The 26,155-nt window shown below is 38.1% G+C and carries 31 protein-coding genes; 17 read left to right on the forward strand and 14 right to left on the reverse strand.

Annotated features, from left to right (window positions below; all coding sequences use genetic code 11):
• The first annotated feature begins 13 nt into the window (after positions 1-13).
• The gene (gene thiD / locus ACFX4G_RS23275) at positions 14-823 is read left to right on the forward strand and encodes a bifunctional hydroxymethylpyrimidine kinase/phosphomethylpyrimidine kinase (RefSeq protein ID WP_043981702.1); all 810 of its coding nucleotides are present in this window, start codon (positions 14-16) and stop codon (positions 821-823) included.
• A gap of 30 nt (positions 824-853) precedes the next feature.
• Here thiD and gpmA read toward each other — a convergent pair whose 3' ends face one another.
• Complete coding sequence (gene gpmA / locus ACFX4G_RS23280; protein ID WP_377577294.1) at positions 854-1,579, reverse strand: 2,3-diphosphoglycerate-dependent phosphoglycerate mutase; 726 nt, start codon at positions 1,577-1,579, stop codon at positions 854-856.
• A 181-nt stretch (positions 1,580-1,760) separates the two neighbouring features.
• Here gpmA and ACFX4G_RS23285 point away from each other — a divergent pair, with 181 nt between their 5' ends.
• The gene (locus ACFX4G_RS23285; RefSeq protein WP_016762958.1) at positions 1,761-1,958 is read left to right on the forward strand and encodes a hypothetical protein; all 198 of its coding nucleotides are present in this window, start codon (positions 1,761-1,763) and stop codon (positions 1,956-1,958) included.
• A gap of 38 nt (positions 1,959-1,996) precedes the next feature.
• On the opposite strand, the gene ACFX4G_RS23290 is transcribed toward ACFX4G_RS23285, so the two are convergent.
• The gene (locus ACFX4G_RS23290; RefSeq protein WP_013081655.1) at positions 1,997-2,617 is read right to left on the reverse strand and encodes an NAD(P)-dependent oxidoreductase; all 621 of its coding nucleotides are present in this window, start codon (positions 2,615-2,617) and stop codon (positions 1,997-1,999) included.
• 185 nt (positions 2,618-2,802) lie between these two features.
• Here ACFX4G_RS23290 and ACFX4G_RS23295 point away from each other — a divergent pair, with 185 nt between their 5' ends.
• Positions 2,803-4,068: a hemolysin family protein gene (locus ACFX4G_RS23295; RefSeq protein ID WP_043981703.1), complete on the forward strand. Its 1,266-nt coding sequence runs from the start codon at positions 2,803-2,805 to the stop codon at positions 4,066-4,068.
• A gap of 65 nt (positions 4,069-4,133) precedes the next feature.
• On the opposite strand, the gene ACFX4G_RS23300 is transcribed toward ACFX4G_RS23295, so the two are convergent.
• Positions 4,134-4,352 carry an alpha/beta-type small acid-soluble spore protein gene (locus ACFX4G_RS23300; protein ID WP_013055290.1) on the reverse strand — a complete coding sequence of 73 codons (219 nt, stop codon included), beginning with the start codon at positions 4,350-4,352 and terminating at the stop codon, positions 4,134-4,136.
• Positions 4,353-4,722: 370 nt separating this feature from the next.
• On the opposite strand from ACFX4G_RS23300, the gene ACFX4G_RS23305 reads away from it, so the two are divergent.
• Entirely contained in the window at positions 4,723-4,887 is a 165-nt protein-coding gene (locus ACFX4G_RS23305) for a hypothetical protein (protein ID WP_013055291.1), read from the forward strand.
• Between the two features lie 23 nt (positions 4,888-4,910).
• On the opposite strand, the gene ACFX4G_RS23310 is transcribed toward ACFX4G_RS23305, so the two are convergent.
• From ACFX4G_RS23310 to ACFX4G_RS23340, 7 genes are all read right to left on the reverse strand, one after another.
• A complete protein-coding gene (locus ACFX4G_RS23310) occupies positions 4,911-6,020 on the reverse strand; it encodes an ABC transporter ATP-binding protein (RefSeq protein WP_025752961.1) in 1,110 nt (369 codons plus the stop codon).
• A gap of 139 nt (positions 6,021-6,159) precedes the next feature.
• Entirely contained in the window at positions 6,160-7,062 is a 903-nt protein-coding gene (locus ACFX4G_RS23315) for a PucR family transcriptional regulator (RefSeq protein ID WP_230184796.1), read from the reverse strand.
• A gap of 29 nt (positions 7,063-7,091) precedes the next feature.
• Positions 7,092-7,301, reverse strand: a complete 210-nt coding sequence (locus ACFX4G_RS23320) for a YheE family protein (protein WP_097824995.1) — start codon at positions 7,299-7,301, stop codon at positions 7,092-7,094.
• Positions 7,302-7,367: 66 nt separating this feature from the next.
• Positions 7,368-8,528: a YheC/YheD family endospore coat-associated protein gene (locus ACFX4G_RS23325; RefSeq protein ID WP_377577299.1), complete on the reverse strand. Its 1,161-nt coding sequence runs from the start codon at positions 8,526-8,528 to the stop codon at positions 7,368-7,370.
• On the reverse strand, positions 8,525-9,874 hold the full coding sequence (locus ACFX4G_RS23330; protein ID WP_013081661.1) for a YheC/YheD family endospore coat-associated protein: 1,350 nt from the start codon (positions 9,872-9,874) through the stop codon (positions 8,525-8,527). Before ACFX4G_RS23330 ends, ACFX4G_RS23325 begins: the two co-directional genes overlap by 4 nt.
• A gap of 4 nt (positions 9,875-9,878) precedes the next feature.
• Positions 9,879-10,961: a YheC/YheD family endospore coat-associated protein gene (locus ACFX4G_RS23335; protein ID WP_237075262.1), complete on the reverse strand. Its 1,083-nt coding sequence runs from the start codon at positions 10,959-10,961 to the stop codon at positions 9,879-9,881.
• Entirely contained in the window at positions 10,958-12,301 is a 1,344-nt protein-coding gene (locus tag ACFX4G_RS23340; RefSeq protein ID WP_043981708.1) for a YheC/YheD family endospore coat-associated protein, read from the reverse strand. Before ACFX4G_RS23340 ends, ACFX4G_RS23335 begins: the two co-directional genes overlap by 4 nt.
• A gap of 187 nt (positions 12,302-12,488) precedes the next feature.
• On the opposite strand from ACFX4G_RS23340, the gene ACFX4G_RS23345 reads away from it, so the two are divergent.
• The 6 genes from ACFX4G_RS23345 (at position 12,489) to ACFX4G_RS23370 (ending at position 18,758) form a co-directional block, all read left to right on the forward strand.
• Positions 12,489-12,839 (forward strand): YlbF/YmcA family competence regulator, encoded by a 351-nt coding sequence (locus ACFX4G_RS23345; protein ID WP_013055299.1) that lies wholly within the window; start codon positions 12,489-12,491, stop codon positions 12,837-12,839.
• Positions 12,840-13,019: 180 nt separating this feature from the next.
• Positions 13,020-13,898, forward strand: a complete 879-nt coding sequence (locus ACFX4G_RS23350) for a Cof-type HAD-IIB family hydrolase (RefSeq protein WP_013055300.1) — start codon at positions 13,020-13,022, stop codon at positions 13,896-13,898.
• Between the two features lie 435 nt (positions 13,899-14,333).
• Entirely contained in the window at positions 14,334-15,836 is a 1,503-nt protein-coding gene (locus ACFX4G_RS23355) for a coproporphyrinogen III oxidase (RefSeq protein ID WP_170943847.1), read from the forward strand.
• A gap of 114 nt (positions 15,837-15,950) precedes the next feature.
• Positions 15,951-17,564, forward strand: a complete 1,614-nt coding sequence (locus tag ACFX4G_RS23360; RefSeq protein WP_377577302.1) for a long-chain fatty acid--CoA ligase — start codon at positions 15,951-15,953, stop codon at positions 17,562-17,564.
• Between the two features lie 5 nt (positions 17,565-17,569).
• Positions 17,570-18,373 (forward strand): enoyl-CoA hydratase, encoded by an 804-nt coding sequence (locus ACFX4G_RS23365; protein WP_230184792.1) that lies wholly within the window; start codon positions 17,570-17,572, stop codon positions 18,371-18,373.
• A gap of 112 nt (positions 18,374-18,485) precedes the next feature.
• Positions 18,486-18,758 carry an HU family DNA-binding protein gene (locus tag ACFX4G_RS23370; RefSeq protein WP_013055305.1) on the forward strand — a complete coding sequence of 91 codons (273 nt, stop codon included), beginning with the start codon at positions 18,486-18,488 and terminating at the stop codon, positions 18,756-18,758.
• A 40-nt stretch (positions 18,759-18,798) separates the two neighbouring features.
• Here the strand turns inward: ACFX4G_RS23370 and ACFX4G_RS23375 are convergent, their stop codons facing one another.
• Entirely contained in the window at positions 18,799-18,984 is a 186-nt protein-coding gene (locus tag ACFX4G_RS23375) for a YhzD family protein (RefSeq protein ID WP_013055306.1), read from the reverse strand.
• A gap of 141 nt (positions 18,985-19,125) precedes the next feature.
• On the opposite strand from ACFX4G_RS23375, the gene ACFX4G_RS23380 reads away from it, so the two are divergent.
• The 4 genes from ACFX4G_RS23380 to ACFX4G_RS23395 all read left to right on the forward strand — a co-directional run bounded on the left by ACFX4G_RS23380 (position 19,126) and on the right by ACFX4G_RS23395 (position 22,953).
• The gene (locus tag ACFX4G_RS23380) at positions 19,126-20,025 is read left to right on the forward strand and encodes an ABC transporter ATP-binding protein (protein WP_013081670.1); all 900 of its coding nucleotides are present in this window, start codon (positions 19,126-19,128) and stop codon (positions 20,023-20,025) included.
• A complete protein-coding gene (locus ACFX4G_RS23385; protein WP_377577306.1) occupies positions 20,018-21,271 on the forward strand; it encodes an ABC transporter permease in 1,254 nt (417 codons plus the stop codon). The genes ACFX4G_RS23380 and ACFX4G_RS23385 overlap by 8 nt, the downstream gene beginning before the upstream one ends.
• A 492-nt stretch (positions 21,272-21,763) precedes the next feature.
• On the forward strand, positions 21,764-22,705 hold the full coding sequence (gene yhaM / locus ACFX4G_RS23390) for a 3'-5' exoribonuclease YhaM (RefSeq protein WP_013055309.1): 942 nt from the start codon (positions 21,764-21,766) through the stop codon (positions 22,703-22,705).
• 65 nt (positions 22,706-22,770) lie between these two features.
• Entirely contained in the window at positions 22,771-22,953 is a 183-nt protein-coding gene (locus ACFX4G_RS23395; RefSeq protein WP_013055310.1) for a sporulation YhaL family protein, read from the forward strand.
• 42 nt (positions 22,954-22,995) lie between these two features.
• Here the strand turns inward: ACFX4G_RS23395 and ACFX4G_RS23400 are convergent, their stop codons facing one another.
• Positions 22,996-23,919: a peptidylprolyl isomerase gene (locus ACFX4G_RS23400; protein ID WP_016762972.1), complete on the reverse strand. Its 924-nt coding sequence runs from the start codon at positions 23,917-23,919 to the stop codon at positions 22,996-22,998.
• A gap of 307 nt (positions 23,920-24,226) precedes the next feature.
• On the opposite strand from ACFX4G_RS23400, the gene ACFX4G_RS23405 reads away from it, so the two are divergent.
• Both ACFX4G_RS23405 and ACFX4G_RS23410 read left to right on the forward strand, forming a co-directional pair.
• Positions 24,227-24,316: a YjcZ family sporulation protein gene (locus ACFX4G_RS23405; protein WP_016762973.1), complete on the forward strand. Its 90-nt coding sequence runs from the start codon at positions 24,227-24,229 to the stop codon at positions 24,314-24,316.
• A gap of 36 nt (positions 24,317-24,352) precedes the next feature.
• Positions 24,353-24,448: a YjcZ family sporulation protein gene (locus ACFX4G_RS23410; RefSeq protein WP_016762974.1), complete on the forward strand. Its 96-nt coding sequence runs from the start codon at positions 24,353-24,355 to the stop codon at positions 24,446-24,448.
• 35 nt (positions 24,449-24,483) lie between these two features.
• Here the strand turns inward: ACFX4G_RS23410 and ACFX4G_RS23415 are convergent, their stop codons facing one another.
• Positions 24,484-24,663 carry a hypothetical protein gene (locus tag ACFX4G_RS23415; protein ID WP_013055312.1) on the reverse strand — a complete coding sequence of 60 codons (180 nt, stop codon included), beginning with the start codon at positions 24,661-24,663 and terminating at the stop codon, positions 24,484-24,486.
• A gap of 476 nt (positions 24,664-25,139) precedes the next feature.
• On the opposite strand from ACFX4G_RS23415, the gene ACFX4G_RS23420 reads away from it, so the two are divergent.
• Positions 25,140-25,484 (forward strand): DUF1878 family protein, encoded by a 345-nt coding sequence (locus tag ACFX4G_RS23420; protein ID WP_013081673.1) that lies wholly within the window; start codon positions 25,140-25,142, stop codon positions 25,482-25,484.
• Between the two features lie 3 nt (positions 25,485-25,487).
• Here the strand turns inward: ACFX4G_RS23420 and ACFX4G_RS23425 are convergent, their stop codons facing one another.
• Positions 25,488-26,084 carry an HTH-type transcriptional regulator Hpr gene (locus ACFX4G_RS23425; protein ID WP_014461677.1) on the reverse strand — a complete coding sequence of 199 codons (597 nt, stop codon included), beginning with the start codon at positions 26,082-26,084 and terminating at the stop codon, positions 25,488-25,490.
• Positions 26,085-26,155: the final 71 nt, after the last annotated feature.

Consider the following 26,155-nt stretch of genomic DNA (forward strand, 5'->3'; position numbering starts at 1 on the left):
GGAGGTTTCAAGCATGACAGTACCAAAAGCATTAACCATTGCTGGATCAGACAGCGGTGGAGGAGCAGGCATTCAAGCAGATTTAAAAACATTTCAAGAGCGTGACGTTTTTGGCATGTCTGTTATTACAGCTGTGACCGCACAAAATACAGTTGGCGTTCAAGGAGTTTATCCTTTAGAAGTAGAAGCAGTTGAAACTCAGTTAGATTCAATTGCCACTGACTTATTTCCTAATGCAGTGAAGACAGGTATGTTGTTCAGTGCTGATATTATTTACGCAGTGGCTCGTAAAATCAAACAGTACGGACTGCAAAATGTTGTAGTTGATCCCGTTATGATTGCAAAAGGCGGTCAGTCTCTTCTTCAAAGTGAAGCCGTACAGGCTCTAAAAGAATTGTTGCCTCTTTGTGAAGTCATTACGCCGAACATACCGGAGGCGGAAGTCATCACGGGTAAAGAAATTCACACGATCGAAGACCGAAAAGAAGCGGCAAAACAGATTCATGAGCTAGGTGTAAAGCACGTGGTAATTAAAGGCGGACATGATCAATCTCATCAAGATATGATTGATATAGTGTATGATGGTCATAAGTACGTTGAAATCACGCATGAAAAGATGAATACAAAGCATACACATGGAACGGGATGCACGTTTGCTGCTTGCGTCACAGCTGAACTAGCGAAAGGCAAAAGCGTGGTTGAAGCAGTTCAAACTGCCTCGGATTTTGTTCACTATGCGATTAAGCACACGCTTGAAATTGGTTCCGGACACGGTCCTACTAATCACTGGGCGTATGGAAAATACTTTCGTTCAAACATATAAAAAAACGTGCCTACAATCTAGGCACGTTTTTTATGAAGAAGGAATATGGGTAGGAATCTCTCCATCGATGCCTAAATAATAATGTCTAAGGGGCTTTAAATTATCATCAAGCTCATAAACAAGCGGCACGCTTGTAGGAATATTCAAGTTCGCAATGCCATCAGGCGAAATGTTATCCAAGTACTGCATTAGAGCCCTAATCGTATTACCGTGAGCGGAAATAATAACCTTTTTTCCAGCTTTAATAGAAGGAGCAATAGTTTCGTCCCAGTATTCTAGAACCCGCTTTTCTGTATCGGCTAAGTTTTCCGTTACAGGAAATTGTCCCTTAGCTAATTCCTTATACTTAGGGTTAGAAGCTTCATAACGAATATCTGTTGTCTCTACAGCAGGAGGGCGTTCGTTCATCGACCTTCTCCACAAATGCACTTGCTCTTCTCCAAATTTTTTTGCGGTTTCTTCTTTGTTCAAACCTTGAAGAGCCCCGTAGTGCCGTTCATTCAGCCTCCAAGATTTATATACGGGAATCCACATGAAGTCCATTTGATGTAAGACAATCCATAGAGTGCGAATGGATCGTTTTAAAACAGAAGTATAGGCAATATCAAAAGTATATTCGTTTTTCTTTAGTACTTTTCCAGCTTCTCGCGCTTCTTGCAATCCATTTTTAGAAAGATCTACATCCGTCCAGCCTGTAAATTTATTTTCAAGATTCCACACGCTTTGTCCGTGCCGAATCAACACAAGTTTTATCATCGTGTTCTCCTTTCAACAGTGACTAAGGACTCTATTCTTTTTTATTATGAGAAGGAAAGAGTTTTTTATCCTAAAGCCGGGGAAAGGAGTTTTTATCATTTAGAAAAAGTGATGCCGAAAAGTAAAGCTTTAACTTTTTTACGCATATGATAAAAATAAAAAAGGGAAGGGAAGATAGTGGATGAGTGACCAAGAACGTCAGATTCAAGCGCTGCACGGCCAGATTGAAGATTTAAAAGAAGAAATGTATCAGATGAAGCTTGATATTAGCACATTAGAGAAAGAAAAAGGAAAGCCTGTTTTGACACCGGCTCTCGTTGGTCAAATAGGAGGTTTTGTTCTAGGTGGATTAGCTATAATCGGTATTTTCTGGATGTAGAACTTCTCGTTTTGAAAACGAAAAGTTCTCCTGATTTTTCAATAAGCAATCCCAACGCGGCATTTGGAAAATTTTTGAGCCCATATCTCATGGTAGGTAAAGTGAGCGGTATCTCCCGTTGAGATTTTAACGGCATCAGCTGGTAAAATATCTTTTTCCACTCGATACGTGCCTGTTATTTCACCCTCAGGCAAGTATGTTGGGCATATAACCGTCCAGTTTAGATCACTTTCCTTCAAGTGTAAGTATCCTTTTAAATGATCTTCTGCTGCTCTGGTCGTTTTACGCTTTGATTCATTTGATTGAAAACGATACTTTTCTGGTTCTGTTCGTGATTGTAAGATGCCTGCAGTTCCAATGGTAAGAATACGATGAACGCCGTAATACTTCATGCTGTTTATAATAAGCGGCATACTTTTTGAAATTGTCTCTGCACCATCTGTATTTAACGCGCTGACTACGATATCTTGGTGCTTGAGGGCAAAGTTGATATTTTCTTGATGAAGTACATCGCCTTGTAAGATATGTAGGTTTGGATGGCTAACCTGTAGCTTATTGCGGTCTCTAACAAGTACAGTAACGTCGTTTTCATCTTTTAGCATCATTTTTAATAAAGACTGTCCAACTCGCCCTGTAGAGCCTAATAGTAAAATTTTCATTGGCTACACCCCTCTATAAAAGATAGTATCTATTCTTTAGGATATACAATCTGTATACTTATTCATAATAAAAAGCATGCGTAGCATAAAGTAATACAAAGTTGATGAATGAAATATTCAACAACAAAAAAATTTGATATGATAAAAAGACAGAAAAATCAAAAAAATAGGAGAGTGAATGTCTTTTGGGAGACTTGCCTCTGAATCAAATGATGATACTAGTCGTTTTGCTTATGTTATCAGCTTTCTTTTCATCTGCTGAGACAGCCTTTTCAAGCGTAAATAAAATTCGTTTAAAACATTACGCTGAGAAAAAATATCGGGGAAGTAAAAAAGCGCTGCATATTGCTGAACACTTTGAGCAGACGCTATCGACAATTTTAGTAGGAAATGTTGTCGTAAACATTGCTGCGTCCTCTTTGGCAGCTAAAATTGCCCTCGATATGTTTAAAGGAAACCTAGCACTTGTGATTAGTATCATCGTTATGACCATCATCATTTTGATTTTTGGTGAAGTCTTGCCAAAATCGTTAGCTAAAGAGCATGCCGAATCTTTTGCGCTGATGATTTCTTCCTTGTTATTTATTATTATTAAATTGTTAACCCCGATTTCCTTCTTATTTTTACAGGTAAAAAAAGGAACTTCTCACTTGTTAACGTCTGCTCCTACACCAACGATTACAGAAGATGAAATTAAAGTGATGGTAGATTTAAGCGAAGAAGAAGGAACGATTAATAATATTGAAAAAGAGCTAGTTCATCGTTCACTCAATTTTAATGACATTGTGGTGGGGCAAATTTTAAAACCTAGAATAGATGTCACAGCAGTTGACGTAAATGCCGATATTGATTCGGTTTGTCAAATGTTTCTTGAAGAGAGATATTCGAGAGTGCCTGTATATGAAGATCATATTGATAATATTATTGGCATTTTATCAGAAAGAGAATTTTTAACCTGTTTAATCCAAAGAAAAAAGATTTCTATTCGTGATTTGTTGAGACAACCTATTTTTGTAGTAGAATCCATGAAAATATCTATTCTATTGCCAGAGCTCCAAAAAAGTAAGGTGCACATGGCAATTGTAGTTGATGAGTTTGGTGGAACGGCCGGACTTGTGACCTTAGAGGATATATTAGAAGAAATTGTAGGAGAGATTTGGGATGAACATGATGAAGCTGTTAAGTATGTACACCAGATAGGGGAAAAGGAGTACGAATTTAACGCCGACATCCCTATTGATGAATTTTTAACCTATATAGCGGTTAGTTCTCCTGACAGTACGTGCCATACCTTAGGGGGATGGATATATGAGCAGTTTGATCATATCCCTGCTAAAGGAGACTTTTTCTCATATGAAGAGATATTGTTTACCATTAAGGAAGTAGAAAATCGACGTATTCGCAAAGTTTCCGTAAAATCATTTGGGAATAAGAATGAGGAAGCTGATTAAAAGAAACTAGAAAGCGCTCCAAGAAATCTTGGAGCGCTAAAGCCATAATATGAAATTAGTTAATATTAGTACTTGCCGCCTAAGTTTTGCTCAGCTAATTGTACTAAACGTTTTGTGATTTCGCCACCAACAGATCCGTTCGCACGAGCTGTTGCATCTGGTCCTAAGTTTACACCAAACTCACTAGCGATTTCGAACTTCATTTGATCGATAGCAGCTTGAGCACCAGGCGCTACTAACTTGTTTGATGAATTTCTGTTTGATGCGTTTTGATAATTTGCCATGTGTATTCATCTCCTCGTTAGATAAAATAGATTGTAATGGTTGAGTTAGCTGGAGTTGAACCAGCCGAGCAGATGCATCGATTAGATCTGCTTGCCTACCGCGGCGTAACTCAATGCTTGCGAGCTGTTGTGCTCGGTTGTTACTAGTATTATGGCGAAAGGGAAAAAAACATATACATAGAAAATTATTGGTAATTTATAGAATTTTTGTGTAGAGTTTGATAAAGAGTAAGAGAGTTTTATTCCGTGCATATTATAGGTACATATTGATCAGGTAAAGCGAGGTGTGCGGATGTCGATTTGTTCCTTATGTAATGGGTTTAGTGATGTACAAATGACGTGCAAAACATGTGGAGGAGTGCTGGGGGATATGGGAAAAGTCAGCGATTATTTTGATGATTACAGTGCTTACATGGAAATCGATCAGTTAAAAGTAGAAAATGGGTATCCTAGTGATTTAGCAAATCACCAATGTATTCATCTCTTTTACTGTTCTACTTGTCACAGTGAAGAATTGAAGCAAATACAGGAATAAAAAAAGACCCCTGGGGGTCTTTTTTATTCGTGTTCAGCACGGATGCGCTGTTCAGATTCTGCATCAAAGAAATGCGCTTTGTTCATATCTAATGCTAAGTCTAGAGACTGAAGCGGTTTAATATCTGTTCTTGAATCTACGCGTGCTACAAAATCTTGTCCGCCAAGTTTAGAATAAAGCATGGTTTCAGCTCCCATTAACTCGGATACATCGACTTTGATTGTAACTTTTGTGCCAGGTGAAGATTCAATAAATACAGGCTCATCATGGAAATCTTCAGGACGGATGCCTAAAATAATTTGTTTGTTTAAATATCCTTGCTCGCGAAGTATTTTCATTTTACCTTCCGGAACTGCAAGAAGAGAATCGCCTACTTGAACCTTTCCGTCTTTTAACGTTCCGGTTAAGAAGTTCATAGCAGGAGAACCAATAAATCCGCCTACAAATACATTTTCAGGTTTTTCATATACTTCTTTTGGTGTACCAACCTGCTGGATAATCCCATCTTTCATAACAACCAGACGAGAAGCCATTGTCATTGCTTCGGTTTGGTCATGTGTTACGTAAATTGTCGTTGTACCCAAACGCTGGTGAAGCTTCGCAATTTCAGAACGCATTTGCACACGTAATTTCGCGTCTAAGTTTGATAAAGGTTCGTCCATTAAGAAGACCTTAGCATCACGAACGATTGCACGACCTAGGGCTACACGCTGACGCTGTCCGCCGGATAATGCTTTTGGCTTGCGCTCTAAGTATTGCTCAAGTCCTAAAATACGAGCGGCATCTTTTACGCGGCGTTCGATTTCATCTTTTGGTAATTTACGAAGTTTTAAGCCGAAAGCCATGTTGTCATATACGCTCATATGCGGATACAATGCGTAGTTTTGGAATACCATTGCAATATCGCGATCTTTTGGAGCAACATCATTTACACGCTTGCTGTCAATATAAAAATCACCTTTGGAAATTTCCTCTAGCCCTGCAACCATACGAAGCGTTGTCGATTTCCCGCAGCCTGAAGGCCCAACAAATACAATAAATTCTTTATCTTGAATGTGAAGGTTAAAATCTTTTACCGCCGTCACATCTTTATCATACATTTTATAAATATGTTCTAAACGTAATTCAGCCATTTCCATTTCCCCCTTGTATGTACTCTGTGAAACCGTTTTCTTAACTCTAGTGTAATTTTTTTTAATGAAACGGTAAATGGCAAACATGCACAAAAAAAAGAAAGAGTTTTCGTGCACTATTTACGAAAACCCTTTCATTTCATTCTCCATCTTGCGAATTTTTTAAAGCAAGAATGGCTAAGTAAGCAGACACAGCTCCTGTGAAGTGTTTGATATCAAGGTGTGTGCGATCAATAAATTTCTCAATTCTATACTGCAAGCTGTTGCGATGCATGTACAATTTCTTAGCAGCAAGAGATACGTTTAAATTACATTCTAAATAAACTTTAATCGTTTCTAAAAGATCTCCATCATCTTTTACTAAGTCAAGTAAATGTATCATATGATTTTGGATTGCCTCTGAAGACTCTTGCAGAACCAAATGGGGTAAAACGTCGGCAAAATGAATAACATGGTTTTGTTCGACTGTATGCTTAATTTGATAAAACCATTTCTTTTCACGCTCAAAAATTAATTGCGGTGAAGACGGAAAAAAGTGAATTTGTCCTTCAAAGAACTGAATCGAAGTTTCAAAATCATGACATAGCACCTCGATAGAATCTGATAAATTTTCAGTTAAGTCATTAGGATCATTAAAGGTTTCGATAACGATACCTGATTGTTTATCAATCCACAACACAGTAATGGAGGTAGAATACAAGGCGTGAAGCGCATTTTCAAACTCTATTTTTTGTTCAAACAAACGTTTAATTAAAAACTGGGTGAAGCGAAAAGAATGGTGCGTATGATGAGAGTGAATGACTTTTTCAGGTGCTTCAAATAACAGGTTTGACCAATACAATTGCTCTGGCGTTAGTAAAGAAACTTTCTCATCATAAGGGGTTAAAAAAGCAGAAAGTAACGCCTGCTCTTTTTGAGATAAAGCCGTGTGTTCAATTCCAATGAAGCCTTCATCACATGAAAACCATTTGTAACGTTCAAATTGAGAAGGGATTTTAGCCTTAATCATTTTATCCCCAAATAGTGTGTGCAGCTGTTTCATCTGTGCTCGTTCCCTTCGGTGAAAGCTTACTATTCATAAACGTGAAAAAGCATAAGCTCATGAATATAATCAATTAATTGTGTTTCATCTATTTGATTAGAAAGCGCAGTTTTCCATACAATTTGTCCATCTTTTAAATAATCAGCCTCATAATAAACCTGATTCATATAAAACGAGATGTGCCAGCCCGGCATTCGATTATTTTGATACAGCGGTTTAACCTGAAAATGTGCAACCATAAAGAAAATCTCCTTTCTCAATTAGTTATTATAAGCTTACCATGAGAAAAGGAGATGAAAAATCATTTAATCTAAAAATTTTGTTAATTTGTAAAATATGTTGCATATGTGTTTAGCACCTTGCGTTTGAATATCTGTTTCATCAAAAATCATCGGTTTTGCATTCACTTCAAACAGATAATACTGCCCTTGGGCTGACTTTGCCATATCAAGAGAAAATTCTTCAACTAGAGGGAAGGACTTTTGAAGGACTTGCCCGCACGTATTTACAAAGGACGAAAGAAAGGAAGTATCTACTTCATCTTCAAAATCTTGAAAAGGTGAAATGCTGCCGCCGTTTAACGTGTGTGTTGTAATGGATTGATAGGGACTATGTCGAATACCGACGCCGCTAATAACATATCCGCTATCTTTGTGATGCGCTAAAATACGCAAGTCATAGCGCCTGTCTTTGAATGGTTGTGTCTCAATCGCTTCTTGAATGAGATAAGCAGACCTGGGAAGGTCAATTGCTTGTAAAGAAGAAAATTCTTCTTTGCGTTTATGATCTTGGTAAATAATCGTATGCTTATGGGAAGATAATCGAAAAATTCCAGCACCTTTACTGCTGTTAATAGGCTTAAAGTAAAGGGAAGAGTGCTTTTGCAGAAGCTTAGCAATATCAATTTCTGGTGTTAAACGATAGGTTTTAGGAAGGTGAGAAGATAGTAGTGAATTCTTTGAAAATAATTGATATACTTTCCATTTTGAAAAAAAAGCGGAGTTAAAAAGTGGGATGTGCTTGCCTTTAATTTTTTGATGTAAAGATGTCAGCTTCTTAGTTTCTGATTTTCTTCCTGGATAACGATTATATATAACGTTTGGCAGCGGCAAAGTTGTTTTGATCCACTGCTTTGTTGCACCGTCAAAGCAATACCCTTCAAAGAAGTGATGAGACATTGTTTCTTCAGCGAATAAAGCAAGAAGGCCGCCTTTTTCTTGCAGGGTATGATGTAAGAGTTCCAATAAAGGGCGCTGTTTTACATTCAGTTTTTCCAAAACCGCTTTGTTCGTTAAAACTCCCACAATAGGACCGACTTTTTCTCCTTTTAAACGAAGAAAAGCTTGAGTAGAAGAAATGTTTTGAGTAAAGGGAAGTTCAATTTCTTGAACTCCCCATGTGTAAGACGCTGAAGGGTTATGATGAAACCACTGCTGCTTTTCTTTGTGATAGTAAATTGTAATCATATGCTGATGCCTTCAGGTGTATTTAGATAGTATCCAGATAAGTAAATCGCATATTCTAGAGAAAGTTTTCTAGTTTGTTGATCCGCTTTTCGTAAGGCAGGGTGTGAAAAAATAGAGCGACCGGGCTTGGAGTTAGCTTCAAACAGCCATACGTTGCCTTGATAATCCACTCCAAAATCGAATCCAAGCTCTCCAATTAATCCGTTCAACTCCTGTTCAAGCACATGACTAATTGAGATAGCGGCATCTTTTAGCTTATTTTCAATTTCTTTTTTGTAAGAAGGGTTGGTGAATATTTTAGCTGTAGCTTCAATTTCTCCGCCGTAATCAAGATGCGTAGTGATGCTGTTGGGACCCGCTACTTTAGCAGCCAGAGCAGTAAGCACCCATTGGTTATTCCCGTCTTTATTCGTATGCACGCGAAAGTCTACACAGCGCTTTTCTTTTTTGATTAATGAAATACCCTGCTGAGCAATGTAGGAAGGATTAGTAAGTAAATATTCAAATTCTGATAATAGATCCTCTAAGGTTTCTTTTTCTTGAACATGAAGACCTTTTTCTCCTTTGTAAGTCAGCGTATACATGGAATCCTTAAAAGATAGGGTATAAATGCCCCGGCCTAAGCTTCCGTTTTTCGGTTTTAAATAAACGGTTTGATGAAGAAGCAGAAGTTTTTTTATTTGCTCACACGAAGGACTTTCAACCGTGTAAGGTAACAAATAGGCTGTCTGCTCGTTCAGTTTTAAAAGCTCATGAATTTCCCACTTGTTGAAAAAATCAGGATTAAAAAATGGAATGCCATAATCAGTCATCATCTTTTCTTTAATGAACTTAAAAGGAGCTAACCCTTCTGTTTTTCGATTTGGCAAACGATTATATACAACGTTAGGAAGCGGGATTTCATGCTGTGTCCAGCCGCTTTCTTCATAAAAATAGCCGTTTATGGTCCCGGTTTCCCAGTTGATATGATGAGTTCCAAAAATAAAAGGCAGGCCCCCTGTTATACTTGCAGTAGAAAGAAGTTTAGCTAAGTGAAGGGAACGCTTTCCAATTGGCCGCAGCAGAGAACCAGTAAAACCAGCGGATAACACACCGATTAAAGGTCCTAAGTGAATGGTCTCATTCACAATAATAGGATGCATCATATGGGCGAAAGGAATTTGAAGTTTTGTCATTAGCTCAGCTGAAATCTGAATTTCTTCACGTTCTGAAGATTGTATAAGGCATGGAGCTGTCATTGTTCCAAAAGCTGCTTGTTTCAAGGAGTCTTTGTAAAGAGATGCAGGAACAGAAAGATCACAGCCTAGCTGCTCTACTACAACAAGGCGAGTAAGAGTTTTTTTCATAGCATTACTCCTTACGATACGATAGTGTGTTAGCTAAATAGACGCAGTAAGACAGGACATTTTTATACATGACTTCTTTTTGTTCAGGTGCTGTTTCCATTACTATTTTTCTTCCCGGTTTCGAATTTAAATCTAGAATCCAGATGCTGAAGTCTCTCGAGATACATAAATCAATACCTAATTCAAAAAGAGAAGGAAAGTGATTTTCCAGCACGGACGGAATCGTTTTACAAATGGTGTTGATTTCATCCATTACATATTGACGATGAACGCGAGGGATGCGAGGCAGCAAGTTCTCAAAAGGTACAATAGATGCTCCTGAACTTACATTTGTTACGATAGAGTCCCGTTCACCTTGTCTAATGCCTCTTCCAATTTCTTTCCAAGCACCATCGTTTCCTTTTTGTAATAGCAGTCTTATATCAAAAGGAGTGCGTTCATAAGGGAAAAATGAAATATGGGGCTGAGCAATATACAGTACATCACGGGTGGTTTTCGTAAACCAGTTCTTAAACTCTTGAAAAGAGGAAAATAGAATGGTGTTTACAATGTCATTTTGTTGATAAGAAGCTTCAATTTCACGTCCGCGCTGTCTTAATTTCACAATTCCTTTACCTTGTGAGCCGTTGGCAGGTTTAATCATTAGGCTATCGTTTGTTCGAAGCAGCTGAACAAGTTGCTCTACACTTTCGATTGGAGTGGTAGGAGGAATATATGAAGATAAATAGCTATCTTTTTTAATTACTTCATAGACATCTAGCTTATTGGGTAATCCATGGCCTAAAAATGTAACATCTTCCCGCTGTTTAAGCCAGTTTACAATAGGGCGAGCCTTTTTAGACAGAGAGTCTTTTCGATAAAAGCAGCGATCGTAAATAAACGAAGGAAGTAAGAAGGAATCTTCTATCCATTTCTTTTGTTGTAAATCGTAGCGGAAGCCTTCAATATTTTCGGTGTTAGGATGAATGTTAAAAGGAGTAAAACGGTATATTTCAATCGAAAACTCAGAAGCATGTTTAGCAATTTCGGTCACGTACTCCACTTCTTGCTGTGGGTGAATCGTTAAAAAGCCTAATGAAATCATCATAAATCCTCCTTGGGAAATTGAAAATTCGTTGCATGCAGACAATAATCAAGCAGTGCTTTTGTTGATGGACGGACAGAGAAAGCGCTTGAATCGGATTGTTTGGAAGGTTTGACATTTACTTCAATAATCCAAGGCTTTCCTTCTTGATCAATCGCTAAATCAATACCGAATTCGGCATAAAGTTCAGACGGATGAGAAAGCTGCGTGCAAATTTCAATCGCAATCTCTTTTAAAAGTGAAAGGATATGGCGCGTAGTTTTTGAATCATAGAGCTGAGTTAACACTTGCTGAGGAGGATGAATATCTCCTCCACGGGCAAGATTTGAGACGAAATTGCCGGGTTTTGATACACGTGTGACAATGGACGTGATTTTCCACGTCAAGTCGTCTTTTTTATGACAGAGAATGCGGAAATCAAAAGGGCACTGTTTGTATGTCTGCAGTGAAATTCCTTCTTGGATGAGAAATCCTTGCCTTTTTAATTGACTATAAAGCGTTTCAAATAAGTCATAAAGAGATTCATATTCTTTTTCATATGTCTGCGTAAACGTTGTATAGTCTAAAATATACTTCTCTTTTTTTGAAATTTTAAAAATATTTTTTCCTTGGCTACCATGAACAGGCTTCAAAAAAACATCGTCATGAAGTTCCAAAGCGTCAAGAAGATCTTGACGTGAACGAAGCTGATACGTTTTTGGCAAATATGGAAGCAAGTGTACGACATCTTTAAGCTGTTGAAAAACCGTCCATTTATTTAAGTAGCGTGCGTTAAAGAAAGGAACGTCATGTTCTTTTAAAAATGTTTTAAAGGTTTGAAAATCAGCGGTTTGCTCCGTTTTCCTGGCATGAATCCGATTGTGTACGATTCCAGGAAAGGGAACGTCTGAATAAACCCATCGATCAGCGCGATAAACATATCCTTTAGGGGATAATGACTTCACGTCGCTTAATTTGCTCACATAGCAAAAACACCCTAACTCCTTGCAAGCTTGAACAAATTCCTTACAAAATACAGAAATGGAGCCAAAGAGTTCTTCATCTTCTCGAACTTCTGTTACGATGCTAATTACGGGTCCCAACCTAAACGTGTTCTCTTCATAAATGCCTCTCAGCTGATGTGTTTCATACGGAAAGCGAAAGTCTGTAAATAGAGCTTCTGACATCATGAAACAGCATTCTCGATGCTGAAACACGGTGGCTTCGACTTCTTTCGTGATGGAACCTACTGTTAACGTAAACTCGTGCTTGCACTTCACACGTGAGAACAGAGCAGAACTAATGTAAATGTCGCTGCTCATATGGTTCTCTAGTGGTTTTAGAGAAATGGTAAAAGTATTCATAAACGAATCCTCTTTTTCTTTCCTTTAGTAGGCGAATGCTGATATATACTATGAGGAATTAGCCCAATCTGTGAAGAGAATTTATCGTTTTCTAAGAAAATAAAGGTCTTAAGCTGAATTTTATATAATAATTTGTTATAGTTAGGGAAGTCAAGAAATTATAGAACTTAATTAGGAGGAACTTAACGTGTCTGTAAACTTACATGATGTAGCAAATGATTTAGAAAAAGCAATTCGTCAAAGCGACGATTACACAAACTTAAAAAACTTATATGCAGCAGTAAACGCTGATCAAGGTTCAAAACAATTATTTGAGCGTTTCCGTACAATGCAAATGGAGCTGCAACAAAAGCAAATGATGGGCCAAGAAATCACTGAAGAAGAAGTTCAGCAAGCTCAACAAACAGTTGCAATCGTTCAGCAAGATCAAAATATCGCGAAGCTAATGGAAGCTGAGCAACGTATGAGCATGGTAATTGGTGAATTAAACAAAATTATCATGAAGCCACTTGAAGAACTTTACGGTGCGGCTGAATAAGAGATAGAGGAAAGAGGAAAAGAGAAATCTTTTCCTCTTTTTTTTATGCAGAAATCCCTTCTAATTGTGCAGTTCTGCTCATAAGCTTAGTAACAAGGCTACACATGCCGACTATCATGAAAAGGTCATTTATAACCGTATCCTAACGGATTAGACATCTATGAAAGAAGGGGTTCTCATATGGCTTATCGATTGCTAGCGTTGAATATTGATGGAACCATTTTAAATAGCCAAGGGCGCGTTACAAAAGAAACGAAAGACGCAATTCAATTCGTTAAAAATAAAGGGGTTTACGTTACATTAGTAACAAACAGGCATTTTCCGTCTGCTAAAAAAATTGCTCGGTCACTTAAAGTTCATCCAGCAATGCTCATTACTCATAGCGGTGCCTTTATCGGAACATCGATAGACAAACCGATACTAGATAAGAGAATTAGCGAGGAAAAAACATTTAATCTCATTCAGCTTTTTGAAAATTTTAATTGTCATGTCCGCATTTTACATGAAAGGTTTTCAATTGGAAATCGTGTAAAGCTTCCTAATAATATCGTAGCTAAAAGCGTGTTGAAAACGGGAGAACCGCTCTTTTATCCCGTGCAGTTCGTAGATTCATTAGGAGATACACTTCGTGATGAACCTGTTTCTACGCCAAAAATAGAAGTGTATTTTGCAGATCGTAGAGAAAAAGAATATGCCGAGCAAACAATCGCTAGTGCAGTTCCAGATATTGAATGGTTTTCGTATCCAAATGAAAATAGATGTTATATTACGCCAAAAGGAGCCACAAAAGCTGCCGGCGTTCGTTATGTAGCAAATCGTCTAGGGATACCAATGGAAGACGTAGTAGCAATTGGAAATTGTTATGATGATTTAGAAACGATTGAACATGCGGGAATGGGTGTGGCCATGGGCAATTCACCAACAGAATTAAAAATGCTTGCGGATTGGGTTACTCGTTCTAATAATGAAAATGGTGTAGCCTATATGGTAAAAGAACTATTTAGAAAGCAGCAGCGCCTTGGTTATCTTCATCAAATTGACAGCTTTCGTTTAAAATAAATAAAGGAAAAAAGAGGCTAGTACAAAAGCAGTTTAGCCGAAGGAAGATCCGAACGATGAATCGAGATTCTTGATAGAGAATCCAATTCGTTCGGATTTTTTTATTGGAAGAGTGAACGTAGGTTTCATATATGTACGTGCTTCTAGCTGTTGATTGGAGGGCAAGGCGAAGGCTTCTGAGCAAAAAGCGCAAGCGACGAGAAGGCTCATCGCCCGCGGAAAGCAAAGCCTTGCACCGAAATCAACAAAGTGTAACAAGCGGTTCAGCTCATGTATCTCATTTGTTCGTCTTTAGATTGAATTAATGTAGCTATGGCTCAATCTCTTTTTCCGTTTGTTTCCTGTCCGCGCATTCCCTTGAGCTGAGCACCTTGACCGGACATACGTAGGTTTTGTAAACTGATTACTTAGATAGAATTGATTTGAAAGGTGATTATATTGAACATTTATATAAAAGGTATAGAAGATGAGCGTTTTTTACGTCCGCTTCACCGAATTTCAGATTTGTTTTTTGAAGAAAGCAATGTCTCCTTTGAGGATGATAACGAAGCTCAGCTGAAAGTCGAAGTAGAGCTAAAAGTTCATGAAGAAATTTATGCGAAAGCAGTGCTGCATGATGCTGAAACGGACAAGGTGTTTACCGAAGAGCTTGCTAAATCGTTTACGCCGTATGAAACAGAAAAAGAAAAATTTAAGCAAATAAAAAATGTGGTGCTTCGCGTCTACTTATCTGTGCTACAGGAGTATACAAGCATTGTTCAAAAATGGGGTATTTTGACCGGTATTCGTCCGACGAAACTGCTTCATATGAAACTGCAGTCAGGCAAAAGTAAAGAACAAGCCCATCGTGAGCTAAAGGAAGAATATTTAATTACCGATGACAAAATTAATTTAATGCAGCATATTGTGGATCGTCAACTAGCAGCTATTCCAGATTTACATGAGTTAAAGAACGAGGTAAGCATTTATATAGGCATTCCGTTTTGTCCGACAAAGTGTGCATACTGTACATTCCCAGCCTATGCAATTAACGGACGTCAAGGATCCGTTACGTCATTTTTAGGCGGCTTGCATTATGAGATGCGTGAAGTAGGAAAATGGCTAAAAGACAATAACGTCAAGATTACAACCGTCTATTATGGTGGAGGTACACCAACGAGCATTACCGCTGAAGAAATGGACATGCTGTATGAAGAGATGTATGAATCGTTCCCGGATGTACAAAATATCCGTGAAATTACGGTAGAAGCAGGAAGACCCGATACGATTACGGAAGAAAAGCTAGCTGTTTTGAACAAATGGAATATTGACCGGATTAGTGTAAATCCGCAGTCTTATATTCAAGAAACCTTAAAAGCTATTGGACGTCATCATACAGTTGAAGAAACTATTGATAAATTTCATCTTTCTCGAAAAATGGGGATGAATAACATTAACATGGACTTAATTATTGGGCTTCCAAATGAAGGTGTAGAAGAATTTCAGCATACGCTAGACGAATCTAAAAAATTGCTTCCTGAATCTTTAACGGTTCATACGCTATCATTTAAACGCGCGTCTGAAATGACTCAAAATAAACGGAAATACAAAGTGGCAGATCGCTATGAAATTGGTAAAATGATGGATTTAGCGACTGAGTGGACTCAAGAACAAGGGTATGAACCTTATTATTTATATCGCCAAAAAAATATTTTAGGTAATTTAGAGAACGTTGGATATTCATTCCCCGGTCAAGAGAGCCTGTACAATATTATGATCATGGAAGAAAAGCAGACGATTATTGGTCTTGGATGCGGGGCATCTAGTAAGTTCGTGCATCCAGAAACAGGCATTATCACAAGGTTTGCGAATCCAAAAGACCCAAAATCGTACAACGATGGATTCGAGCACTACACACAAGAGAAACTCAAGATTTTAGATGAATTGTTTAGGAAATAAAAAGATCACTTTTTAGTGATCTTTTTTTATTTTCGGCAGGGAAATGTCGGAATCTGTTGAATATATAAAAATCTGTAAGCGTTTTCTTATTATGGCGATGCGAGGTGCCGCTTAATGATGAATGTACAGTTAACCGTACCATCTATGATGGAAAGAGCTGAAAAGCTGTTTAGTAAAAAAGAAGTGATTTCTAAATCTTCAAAAGGAATTCAGCGTTTAACTTATAATCAGTTAATAAAACGGACTCGGCAGCTCTCTAGTATGCTAGAACGAATTGGAGTGAAGCGAGGAGAAAGAGTCGGGACGTTTGCATGGAATCATCATAGACATCTAGAAGCTTATTTTGCCGTGCCCGGAATAGGCGCTGTTCTTCACACCATCAATATCCGGTTAGATCCTGAGAAAATTGTATACATCATTAACCATGCACGCGATAAAGTCATTTTATTTGATGAATGTTTTTTACCTTTATTTGAAAGCATTCATCAAAAGCTTCCACATGTTGAAGCCTATATCATTATGTCAGATGAAAATAAGCTGCCAGAAACAGACTTGCCAGTTTATCATTACGAAAATTGGATTAAGCAAGGGGATGCATCGCATTCTTTTGTTCAAGATTTAAACGAAGAAGAACCAGCAGGTCTTTGTTATACCTCTGCTACTACAGGAGAGCCAAAGGGCGTTGTATATTCTCATCGCGCTATTTATCTGCACTGTATGGCGCTAGGGCTTGCTGATAGTGCTGGATTATCAGAAGCTGATACCGCTATGCCTATCGTTCCAATGTTTCACGTGAACGCATGGGGAATTCCTTTTGCTGCCGTTTGGTTTGGAACAAAGCTCGTGCTGCCGGGTGCTTTTTGTACTTCAGAGACGATTGCTTCTCTGATTGAAGAAGAGAAAGTAACTCTGGCTGCAGCTGTTCCTACCGTTTGGTTAAACTTTTTACAAGAGATAGAAAACAGGCCTTACGCAGTCGATAGTTTGCGAGCTATTTTATGCGGCGGATCAGCGGCCCCAAAAAGCGTTATTCGAGAATTTCAGGAAAAATATCAAATTGAATTTATGCATGCATACGGAATGACGGAAACAAGCCCTGTGGTGACCGTCTCCCGCTTAAAAAGCTATCAGTACAGCGAAGACTTTGAGTATCAGCTCAACGTAAAAGCGAAGCAAGGTTTCTTAGTTCCTGGCGTTGAAATGAAAGTAATAGGTCAAAATGGAGAAATTGCTTGGGATGGAGTGGAAATGGGTGAGCTATTACTAAAGGGCCCATGGGTAGCTTCTGAATATTACAAGGATAAAAGAACAGAAGATACGTTTAAAGACGGCTGGCTGTACACCGGAGATATTGTGACGGTTGACGAAGAGGGAACGATCAAAATCGTAGACCGAACAAAAGATTTAATTAAAAGCGGAGGAGAATGGATTTCATCGGTTGATCTAGAAAACGCGCTTATTGCCCATGAAGCTGTTTTCGAAGCCTGTGTAATAGCAGTCCCTCATAAGGTGTGGCAAGAGCGTCCAGTGGCTTGTGTCGTGTTAAAAGATGCATACAAAGGCATCGTTTCGTCAGAAGAGCTGCTCGAATTTTTAGCGCCGCAGTTCGCAAAATGGTGGCTTCCAGATGACATTTTATTTATGGATGAGGTCCCGAAGACAACGGTAGGAAAGTTCTTAAAACGTACGCTTCGTGAACAAGTCCTCAATCATTATCAGAAAGGGTGAGTAAGATGACCGTCGAATTAAAAGTAGTAGAACTAGTTTTGCAAGAGCGTCTCGCCACAATTTCGTTTAACAGGCCGGATGCGTTAAATGCATTAAACGAAGAAGTGCTAGAGCAGTTTATTCAATGTTTAAAAGTTGTCGAAGAAAGTGAAGCGGACTTTTTAATAGTAAAAGGAAACGGAAAAGTATTTTCAGCAGGCGGAGATATTAATATGATGATGTCACCTTCACAATCAGAACGTTTTGAGCAGGTAATGGATTTGATTAATGAAGCCGTGCTGACTTTATACAGCCTCCCTCAAATGACGATAAGTGTACTGCACGGTGCGGCAGCAGGGCTAGGGCTGAGCATCGCGCTTGCTTCTGATTATATTATTGCGGAAAGACACACAAAAATTGCGATGAACTTTATCGGTATTGCTCTAATTCCAGACGGAGGCGGTCACTTTTTACTAGAAAAGCGCATCGGTGCTCATCGTGCAAAACAGCTAATTTGGGAAGGAAAGACATTAAAAGCAGAGGAAGCTCATCAATTTGGCATAATTGATGAAATAAAAGAAGGAGATTTGGCGAAGCATGTAGAAGATTATCTCTCATATTGGCTAAAAAAACCTTCACGTGCTTTGAAGGAAACAAAGCGAATTTATGTAGAGACATCTGTTTCACAATTAAAGCAAGTGCTTGCGCTTGAGAAAAGAAGTCAGTTTGCTATGAGCCAAGGTTCGGATCATAAGGAAGGTGTACGTGCGTTTCTGGAAAAGCGAGCGCCTGTTTTTAATCAAAGTGAAAAAGATATTTCCGAAAATTAAGTGAACTAGTTTAAAAGCCAATATTTTTGTCTATCATATTGATAGAGGATGTTTAAAAGTTGCAAAACAGTGGTAACACAAGATAATGTAGAAACTAATGAGGTGATTGGAAATGAACAAAACAGATTTAGTAAACGCAGTGGCAACAAAATCAGAGTTAACAAAAGCAGATGCATCTAAAGCAGTTGATGCATTACTAGAAACAATTTCATCAACGCTAGGTGAAGGTGAAAAAATTCAGTTAATCGGCTTCGGTACATTTGAAGTACGCGAGCGTGCTGCTCGTACAGGCCGTAACCCTCAAACGGGTGAAGAAATGCAAATTCCAGCATCAAAAGTACCGGCATTTAAAGCTGGTAAAGAACTAAAAGAAGCTGTAAAGTAATATAAAACGCCGGAAAGCTAAAACTTTCCGGCGTTTTGTATTAACGATGAAACAATACAAGTTTTCCGCTAGAGCTAACGCATCGATGCGTTTTTTCTAAATAGGAAAGCTCTTCTAACTTCTTGGTGCCGATAGTCTTTGCTTCTGTCTCAGAAGCTGCTTCAAAACTTTCATCTATTAATTTTTCTCCAGTCTTTTCAAAAGCGGTTAATGTGTAAGTACTCATAAAATCTACTCTCCTCTTATAGTATAATTGTAAGCGTATTCAACATATTTCTCGTCCTATTCCCTTAAATCCTGCTAAGGTTTACAGATATCATTTTTTTCCATACAATAAACATAGGTTTATTTACAAAGGAGGAATTAAATGTCTCTTTCTATCCGTGAAGTTTCAAAAAGGTACGGTGAATTTACAGCTGTAAACGAGCTATCCCTGCAAATTCCAAAAGGCGAAGTGTTCGGTTTTTTAGGTGCAAACGGTGCTGGCAAAACGACGACGTTTCGAATGATTTTAGGGCTCATTGAACCAACCTCAGGTCACATCCAATGGAATGATAAATCTTTAACTTACAGTAGAAGTCATCTAGTTGGCTACCTTCCAGAAGAAAGGGGACTGTATCCGAAATTAAAAGTCAAAGATCAGCTTGTATACCTTGGACGGTTACGCGGAATGAAAAAAGCGAACGTGCTGCAAGAAATGGAGCACTGGTTATCTCGATTCAATATTCCTCAATATGCTTCCAAAAAAGTAGAAGAGCTATCCAAAGGAAATCAGCAAAAAATTCAATTTATTGCCTCTGTTATTCATCGACCCGAGCTGCTTATTTTAGACGAACCTTTTAGCGGCTTAGATCCTGTAAACGTAGAGGTATTAAAAGAAGCGGTGCTTGATTTGAAAAAACGCGGAACGACGATTGTTTTTTCAAGTCATCGAATGGAACATGTGGAAGAACTTTGTGAATATTTATGTATTATGCATCATGGCACGCCTGTAGTGTATGGAAGGCTGCCCGAGATCAAACGTTCATTTGGAAAGAAAAACGTCATTGTACACGGAAAAGGTCCGTTTGAGAGAATTACAGAGCTTGAAGGCGTTGTAAAGGTAAAAAAAACGGTTGAGGGTATGATTGTTCAAATTCAACATGAATCCGTATCACAACTCATTTTTCAAGAACTTAAATACTTTTCATTTGTATCTAAATTCGCAGTGGAAGAGCCTTCATTAAATGATATTTTCATTGAAAAGGTAGGTGCTTCCTATGAATAAATTTTGGGTCATTGTCTTTCATACATATCTTAATAAATTAAAAACAAAATCTTTTATTATTACAACGATTATTACTGCTCTTATTCTAGTTGCTCTTACAAATATGGAGAAAATTATCGACGTTTTTAATTCAGACGATAATGGAACAAATGTGGGTGTCATCTATGAAGTGGAAAGCGTATATACATTGTTCAAACAAAATGTAAATGTCATGGATAAAGACATTCGTTTAAAAGAATTTACGTCTGAGTCTAAGGCAAAACAAGCGGTAAAAAACGGGGAGCTCGATAGCTATTTACTCTTATCTTTAAACGATAAGCAGCTGCCTCAAGCTGTGTACAAAGCTAATTCTTTGGCCGAATCAAATCTTTCTTCTACCTTAGAACAGGCGGTACAGCAAACAAAAGTGGCTATGGCTACAGTAAAAATCGGTTTAGAAGAAAAGCAAATTGATCAGCTTTACAGCCCTGTTTCATTTAAAAAGAAAGCGTTAGTTGAAAATGCCAAAACAGAACAAGAGCTAAATCAAGCAAGAGGTCTTGTATATGTACTGCTGTTTGTTATTTATTTTGCCGTTATCATGTATGGGAGCATGATTGCGATGGAAGTAGCTACTGAAAAATCATCCCGCGTTATGGAGATCCTTGTATCGAGCGTATCACCTATTACACAAATGTTTGCTAAAATCATTGGAATTGCACTGCTCAGCTTAACACAGCTTGCAGTGATACTGAGCGTGGGCTACACATCGTTAAAAGCCAGTGTGGAAACAAATCATAACGGTATCTTTTCTTATCTCGGATTTAATGATGTTCCGCTGACTACATTCGTGTATGCATTTGTCTTCTTCATATTGGGGTACTTCCTTTTTGCTACGCTCGCGGCTTTTTTAGGTTCTCTTGTGAGCCGTATTGAAGATGTACAGCAAATGATTACGCCTATGACCCTTGTGATTGTGGCTGCTTTTTTAATTGCTATGTTTGGACTTGGTGATCCTGAAACCACAATCATTACGGTCACATCTTTTATCCCATTTTTTGCTCCGATGATTATGTTTTTGCGTGTAGGTATGTTAAATGTTCCTGTGTGGGAAGTGAGTGTATCGATAGGGATTTTAGTTGTGACGATTACGGCTTTAGCTATATTTGGTGCCCGTGTGTATAAAGGAGGAGTCCTTATGTATGGGCAATCTACCTCTTTTAAAGATATTAAAAAGGCGCTGCAGCTAACGAAAAAAGAAACATAAAGAAGTGAGAGGCTGAGATAAAAGTAGTTTAGTTGAAGGAAGATCCGAACGAACAACCTAGATTCTTGAGGGAGAATCCAACTCGTTCGGATTTTTTTATTGCTATAGTGACCATAGTTTTCATATATGTGGCTGCTTCTAGCTGTGTATTGGAGAGCAAGACGAAGACCCCTGCGGGAAAAGCGGAATAGATGAGACCCCGCAGGAGCGGAAGGGACGATGAGGCTCAGCGCCCGCTCGCGGAAAGCGAAGTCTTGCACGGAAATCAACAGCGGTGTCTCAAGCAGTTCAGCTCTTTTATCCAATTTGTTCTTCTTTAGATTGCATTGATTTTGTTATGTCGCAATCTCATCTTTTATGAAAAAGCGTCTACCCGTGCATTCGGTGGCAAGCGATGGTAAAATGAAATGTAAAGAGCTGTAAATAAGCGGACGAAGCGATAAGAGCTTCGTTATCAAATACATAGAATGAAGTGGTAAGGAGGAAAAGATCATGACAAAAGGAATTGCTCAATACGAAGTAGGAGAGCAAGTTGATCTTTATTTTTTAATTAAATCCTCAACGAGAGGAATTGCAAGCAATGGAAAGCCATTTTTAACGGTAATCCTGCAAGATAAAACAGGTGATATTGAAGCCAAGCTGTGGGATGCTTCCCCAGATGACGAGGAAAATTATGCTGCTCAAAAGATTGTGCGAGCTGCTGGAGAAGTAATGAATTACCGCGGACGCAACCAGCTGAAAATACGCAACATTCGTCCTGCACAGCCCCAAGACGGAGTGCGCACATCTGACTTTTTAGAAGTGGCGCCTTTATCTCAAGAAGAAATGGTCGAACATATTACAAAGAGTATATTTGAAATGAAAAATTCGAATGTCCAGCGCATTACTCGCCATTTGTTTAAAAAATATCAAACGGAATTTCTAGAATATCCGGCAGCAACTAAAAATCACCATGAGTTTGTATCGGGACTTGCCTATCATGTGGTGTCTATGCTGAAGCTGGCTGAGTCATTTTCAACCCTTTATCCAAGCTTAAACCGCGACTTGCTGTACGCTGGAGTTATTCTTCATGACCTTGGCAAAGTATTTGAACTTTCAGGTCCTGTTTCGACGATATACACAGTCGAAGGGAACCTGCTTGGCCATATTTCGATTATGGTGAATGAAATTGGAAAAGCCGCAGAAGAATTAGCGATTGAAGGAGAAGAGGTTATGCTTCTTCAGCATCTTGTATTATCGCATCACGGTAAGGAAGAGTGGGGAAGTCCGAAAAAGCCGTTAATTAAAGAGGCTGAGATGCTTCATTTGATTGACAATGTAGACGCTAAAATGAATATGCTGGACCGAGCATTAACAAAAGTGAAGCCCGGTGAGTTTACAGAGCGTATTTTTGCACTTGATAATCGCTCATTTTATAAACCAACGATTGATTAAAAAGGTATAAGTCTTTCTTCCTTCGCATATAGTGGTTGTAAATAACTGTGATGGGGGATCAATATATGGTGACACTACCAATTTGGATTTATTTAGTTGTAGCAGGCATTTTCTTTAGTGGATTTATGGCGATTCGTGCTGCACAACATGATAAGCAAGTGGATGATTCGTTTATTGAAAAAGAAGGACAAGTCTTCATCGAAAGAATGCAAGTGGAAAAAGAAAGACGCAACAGCGATTCCATCTGATTATATAAAAGAGCCTGTCACATGAGTGACAGGCTCTTAGCATTACTGCTGAGGAGTTTCTACGCCAGATTGACTATCTGTCGCACCTTCTTCGAAAATTGGTTTTACATCCTTATCTTTTGGTTTCACTTTTGCTTTATCAAGCTCTTTTTGAATCTTCTTGTTCGCTTCTGCTTGATCTACTTTTGAACGTTTGATTTGCTGCTCAAGTTCGGGTTTCTTTTTCTCAAACGATTCTACTTTCTTTTTATCGACTAGTTTAATGATATGGTAGCCGTACTCTGTTTTGATTGGTTTACTTACTTCACCTTTTTTCAGCTTGTAAGCCGCTTCTTCAAATTCTTTAACCATTTGGCCTTCACCGAAGTAGCCTAAATCGCCGCCGTTAGCTGCAGACTGCTGATCCGTTGAATATTCTTTTGCCAGACTAGCAAAGTCCTCGCCTTTTTTGATTTTCGCTTCTACTTCGTTTGCTGTCTTTTCGTCTTTTACTAAAATATGACTTGCGCGAATTTGAGGTTTTTGAGCTTTATATTCATCATAAGCTTTTTTCAGCTCTTTGTCCGATACCTTAATGCCTGCCGTAGCAGCTTTTTCACGGAGAATATCCACTTTTAGCATATCTTTGACTTCTTTTTCGCCTTTTTGCTTAATAACTGAATCCACCTGATCACCGTATTGTTCTCTTAGAATGTTCAGCTGCTGATCAAGCTCTTTATCCGTTACTTTATATTTTTTACTCAATACTTTTTCTTCGGTAACGCTTCGTACGAGTGTATTAAATTGGTCTTGTCCGATTGTATCTTTCATTTGCTTATACAAATCACCTTGAGTGATATTGCCTGCTTTTGTTTCTACAATTACTTTTGAAGAATCGTTTGCATTTGAAGCATCATTTCCCCCACTGCATGCTGATAAAGCAACGAGGCTGGCTGCCGTTGTTAGTGCAACTAAGCTTTTTTTCATACGTAAACACTCCTACTCATCATTTTTACTTATGTAGCTTGACTCAAGATTTACTATATCACATTTCCTGATGTTAGCAAATGAAGTTAAAACCACGTAAATTTACATTTATTTTCCACTAAGCATGAAGTGATTATACGCTTATGATGGCTTTTTTATAAAGCGTTTTCAAAATGGTGGACAAACTCACAGAGTAATTTCCAAACGAGAAGCAAGAGAAATAAATTATGGAGTTTGGGCTAAAAGCCTAGACGTTTTTTGAGCTGATGCATAAGATGCAGTATTAGTAAACAAAGGGGGTGCTCAAATGAGCGGAGGCGGATATGGAGGCGGTTTTGCACTATTAGTTGTACTGTTTATCTTATTAGTCATTGTTGGTTGTGCATGTTACCACTAGGAAACAGATGAATATAAAAGGAAAGGGGCGATAGATATGGGTTCTTACGGATGCGGATACGGCAGTGGATTTGCGCTATTAGTCGTATTATTCATCTTATTAGTTATCATCGGAGCTAGCTGTTTTTGCTAAGCCTATAAAAAAGCGGTGAGACATCTCACCGTTTTTTATGTAAATGATACTTCAATATAAGATGAAACTAATAAAATGGTAATTAATACATTAATCGTACGAAAAACTTTAGGCTGTTTTTCAGCTGGAATTTCTTTTTGAATACACAATGTATTTGTTAGTGCATTGATGTAGAATAAAATGAATAGTGCAAATACAATAAAGAATATGTACATAAAAATCCCCCTAACAAAATCAGTGTGACGAAGACAAAAAGTCTTATAGTCATTTATATAGTACAGCTTTGTATGAATTTACAAATATCTATATTAACATTACCAAAAAAGCGGTAAAATAGATAGTTATATATACAGTTGAGCAAAGAATTTCAAAAGGTATTTACACAGAAATGCGGTTTTTATTTTATAAAGGGTAGTTAAGAAGTTGAGAAATAGGTTTTAAACGAAATAGCAAAGTGAATGGATAAGAAATGAGTAACAATTACCCATTGTGCAAAAGGATTGTTAAAAAGGACAGAGGGATTTATATTAATATATGCAGTGAGTACATAATCAGTATATGAAAATCTTTATACGGTGCTACTTAAACAGGAAATGTGAATGACGCAGAAAGAATTATTTGGAAGAACATGAATGAATCATGTACAATATGGAGTAGAGGTATATGAACGTTGAAGGAGTAGGGGAAGCGGATGGAAACTTTAGAATCTCGAGTATCACGTTTAGAATATTACATAAAACTGTTATCTGGGACATCTGAACAAGAAGCTAAACCATTTATTGATTTAGTGGTAAGAAATCAGCTTACAAAGAAGGAAGTAGAGGAAATTTTAATTCTGTGTGAAGATACAAAAAACGAATATATTGAGCAAAAAGCGGAAGGTCTAACAGACTTTGTTCCGCTTCTTACACAATTTGTTGGCATGCTGAATTATAAATTAACTCCCAGAGAGACGGTCGAATCGCTTCGTTATCAACCTTCTTATCAAGATGTGATGAATGAATTTTTTGAAATTATTCAATGGATAAGGGACTAACCATTAAGAGTTTGAAATAGTCTCCTGGTGGTTCTCTTTGTCTTTCTTGACGAGCTTGCCATCTTCTTCAGTGAATTCTTCTTCGATATGATGGAAAGATCGCTCGAAGATATCCATAAAATCTTCACCGTAAATTTTGCGGATGACGGTCATCAGTTCCATAAATTCAGGGAATTTGCCGTACAAGTCGCGCAACGGAAGTGCGCCGCTGAACACTGAATTATTAGAAGGTTCGTAATGTTCCATTAAATCTAATAAAATGGCCTCGCCTTTATCTGTCAGCTGAATGTACGTATTTCGCTTGTCGCTTTCTTTTTTAGAAAACTCAAGTAAACCTCGTTCTTCTAGTTTTTTGGAGAAGTTAAATGCAGTAGAAACGTGCATAACTCCAAACTTGGCAATTTCGGAAATGGAAGCCCCGTTTAAATGATATGAAATCCATAAAATATGATGCTCGTTAATATTAAGGTCATAAGGCTTAATCCATTGCTGCCAATCCTTCTCTACGGTTTTCCAAAGGGCTTTACTTAATTGGGCAATGCGTTGGCTAAATAGAAGTGCTTCTTTCAAACTGTAATCTTGATCACTAGTCTTTTTCATCTTCTCCCACCTACTTAGTCTCTTTTTTTATTTATCTTCTATTATGCCAATAAAATAAAAAATTATAAAGA

The sequence above is a fragment of the Priestia sp. YIM B13486 genome, assembly GCF_042787865.1.
GTDB classification, from domain to species: Bacteria; Bacillota; Bacilli; order Bacillales; family Bacillaceae_H; genus Priestia; species Priestia megaterium.

Coding starts and splice junctions, on each gene's coding strand:
- ACFX4G_RS23365 (WP_230184792.1), top strand. CDS start 17,570: ATGACCGTCGAATTAAAAGTAGTAGAACTAGTTTTGCAAGAGCGTCTC.
- thiD (WP_043981702.1), top strand. CDS start 14: ATGACAGTACCAAAAGCATTAACCATTGCTGGATCAGACAGCGGTGGA.
- ACFX4G_RS23370 (WP_013055305.1), top strand. CDS start 18,486: ATGAACAAAACAGATTTAGTAAACGCAGTGGCAACAAAATCAGAGTTA.
- ACFX4G_RS23285 (WP_016762958.1), top strand. CDS start 1,761: ATGAGTGACCAAGAACGTCAGATTCAAGCGCTGCACGGCCAGATTGAA.
- ACFX4G_RS23330 (WP_013081661.1), bottom strand. CDS start 9,874: ATGAAAAAAACTCTTACTCGCCTTGTTGTAGTAGAGCAGCTAGGCTGT.
- ACFX4G_RS23410 (WP_016762974.1), top strand. CDS start 24,353: ATGGGTTCTTACGGATGCGGATACGGCAGTGGATTTGCGCTATTAGTC.
- ACFX4G_RS23320 (WP_097824995.1), bottom strand. CDS start 7,301: ATGGTTGCACATTTTCAGGTTAAACCGCTGTATCAAAATAATCGAATG.
- ACFX4G_RS23425 (WP_014461677.1), bottom strand. CDS start 26,084: ATGAAAAAGACTAGTGATCAAGATTACAGTTTGAAAGAAGCACTTCTA.
- ACFX4G_RS23350 (WP_013055300.1), top strand. CDS start 13,020: ATGGCTTATCGATTGCTAGCGTTGAATATTGATGGAACCATTTTAAAT.
- ACFX4G_RS23340 (WP_043981708.1), bottom strand. CDS start 12,301: ATGAATACTTTTACCATTTCTCTAAAACCACTAGAGAACCATATGAGC.
- ACFX4G_RS23305 (WP_013055291.1), top strand. CDS start 4,723: ATGGGAAAAGTCAGCGATTATTTTGATGATTACAGTGCTTACATGGAA.
- gpmA (WP_377577294.1), bottom strand. CDS start 1,579: ATGATAAAACTTGTGTTGATTCGGCACGGACAAAGCGTGTGGAATCTT.
- ACFX4G_RS23315 (WP_230184796.1), bottom strand. CDS start 7,062: ATGAAACAGCTGCACACACTATTTGGGGATAAAATGATTAAGGCTAAA.
- ACFX4G_RS23420 (WP_013081673.1), top strand. CDS start 25,140: ATGGAAACTTTAGAATCTCGAGTATCACGTTTAGAATATTACATAAAA.
- ACFX4G_RS23415 (WP_013055312.1), bottom strand. CDS start 24,663: ATGTACATATTCTTTATTGTATTTGCACTATTCATTTTATTCTACATC.
- ACFX4G_RS23395 (WP_013055310.1), top strand. CDS start 22,771: ATGGTGACACTACCAATTTGGATTTATTTAGTTGTAGCAGGCATTTTC.
- ACFX4G_RS23325 (WP_377577299.1), bottom strand. CDS start 8,528: ATGATTACAATTTACTATCACAAAGAAAAGCAGCAGTGGTTTCATCAT.
- ACFX4G_RS23385 (WP_377577306.1), top strand. CDS start 20,018: ATGAATAAATTTTGGGTCATTGTCTTTCATACATATCTTAATAAATTA.
- ACFX4G_RS23290 (WP_013081655.1), bottom strand. CDS start 2,617: ATGAAAATTTTACTATTAGGCTCTACAGGGCGAGTTGGACAGTCTTTA.
- yhaM (WP_013055309.1), top strand. CDS start 21,764: ATGACAAAAGGAATTGCTCAATACGAAGTAGGAGAGCAAGTTGATCTT.
- ACFX4G_RS23375 (WP_013055306.1), bottom strand. CDS start 18,984: ATGAGTACTTACACATTAACCGCTTTTGAAAAGACTGGAGAAAAATTA.
- ACFX4G_RS23400 (WP_016762972.1), bottom strand. CDS start 23,919: ATGAAAAAAAGCTTAGTTGCACTAACAACGGCAGCCAGCCTCGTTGCT.
- ACFX4G_RS23310 (WP_025752961.1), bottom strand. CDS start 6,020: ATGGCTGAATTACGTTTAGAACATATTTATAAAATGTATGATAAAGAT.
- ACFX4G_RS23360 (WP_377577302.1), top strand. CDS start 15,951: ATGATGAATGTACAGTTAACCGTACCATCTATGATGGAAAGAGCTGAA.
- ACFX4G_RS23405 (WP_016762973.1), top strand. CDS start 24,227: ATGAGCGGAGGCGGATATGGAGGCGGTTTTGCACTATTAGTTGTACTG.
- ACFX4G_RS23335 (WP_237075262.1), bottom strand. CDS start 10,961: ATGATGATTTCATTAGGCTTTTTAACGATTCACCCACAGCAAGAAGTG.
- ACFX4G_RS23300 (WP_013055290.1), bottom strand. CDS start 4,352: ATGGCAAATTATCAAAACGCATCAAACAGAAATTCATCAAACAAGTTA.
- ACFX4G_RS23380 (WP_013081670.1), top strand. CDS start 19,126: ATGTCTCTTTCTATCCGTGAAGTTTCAAAAAGGTACGGTGAATTTACA.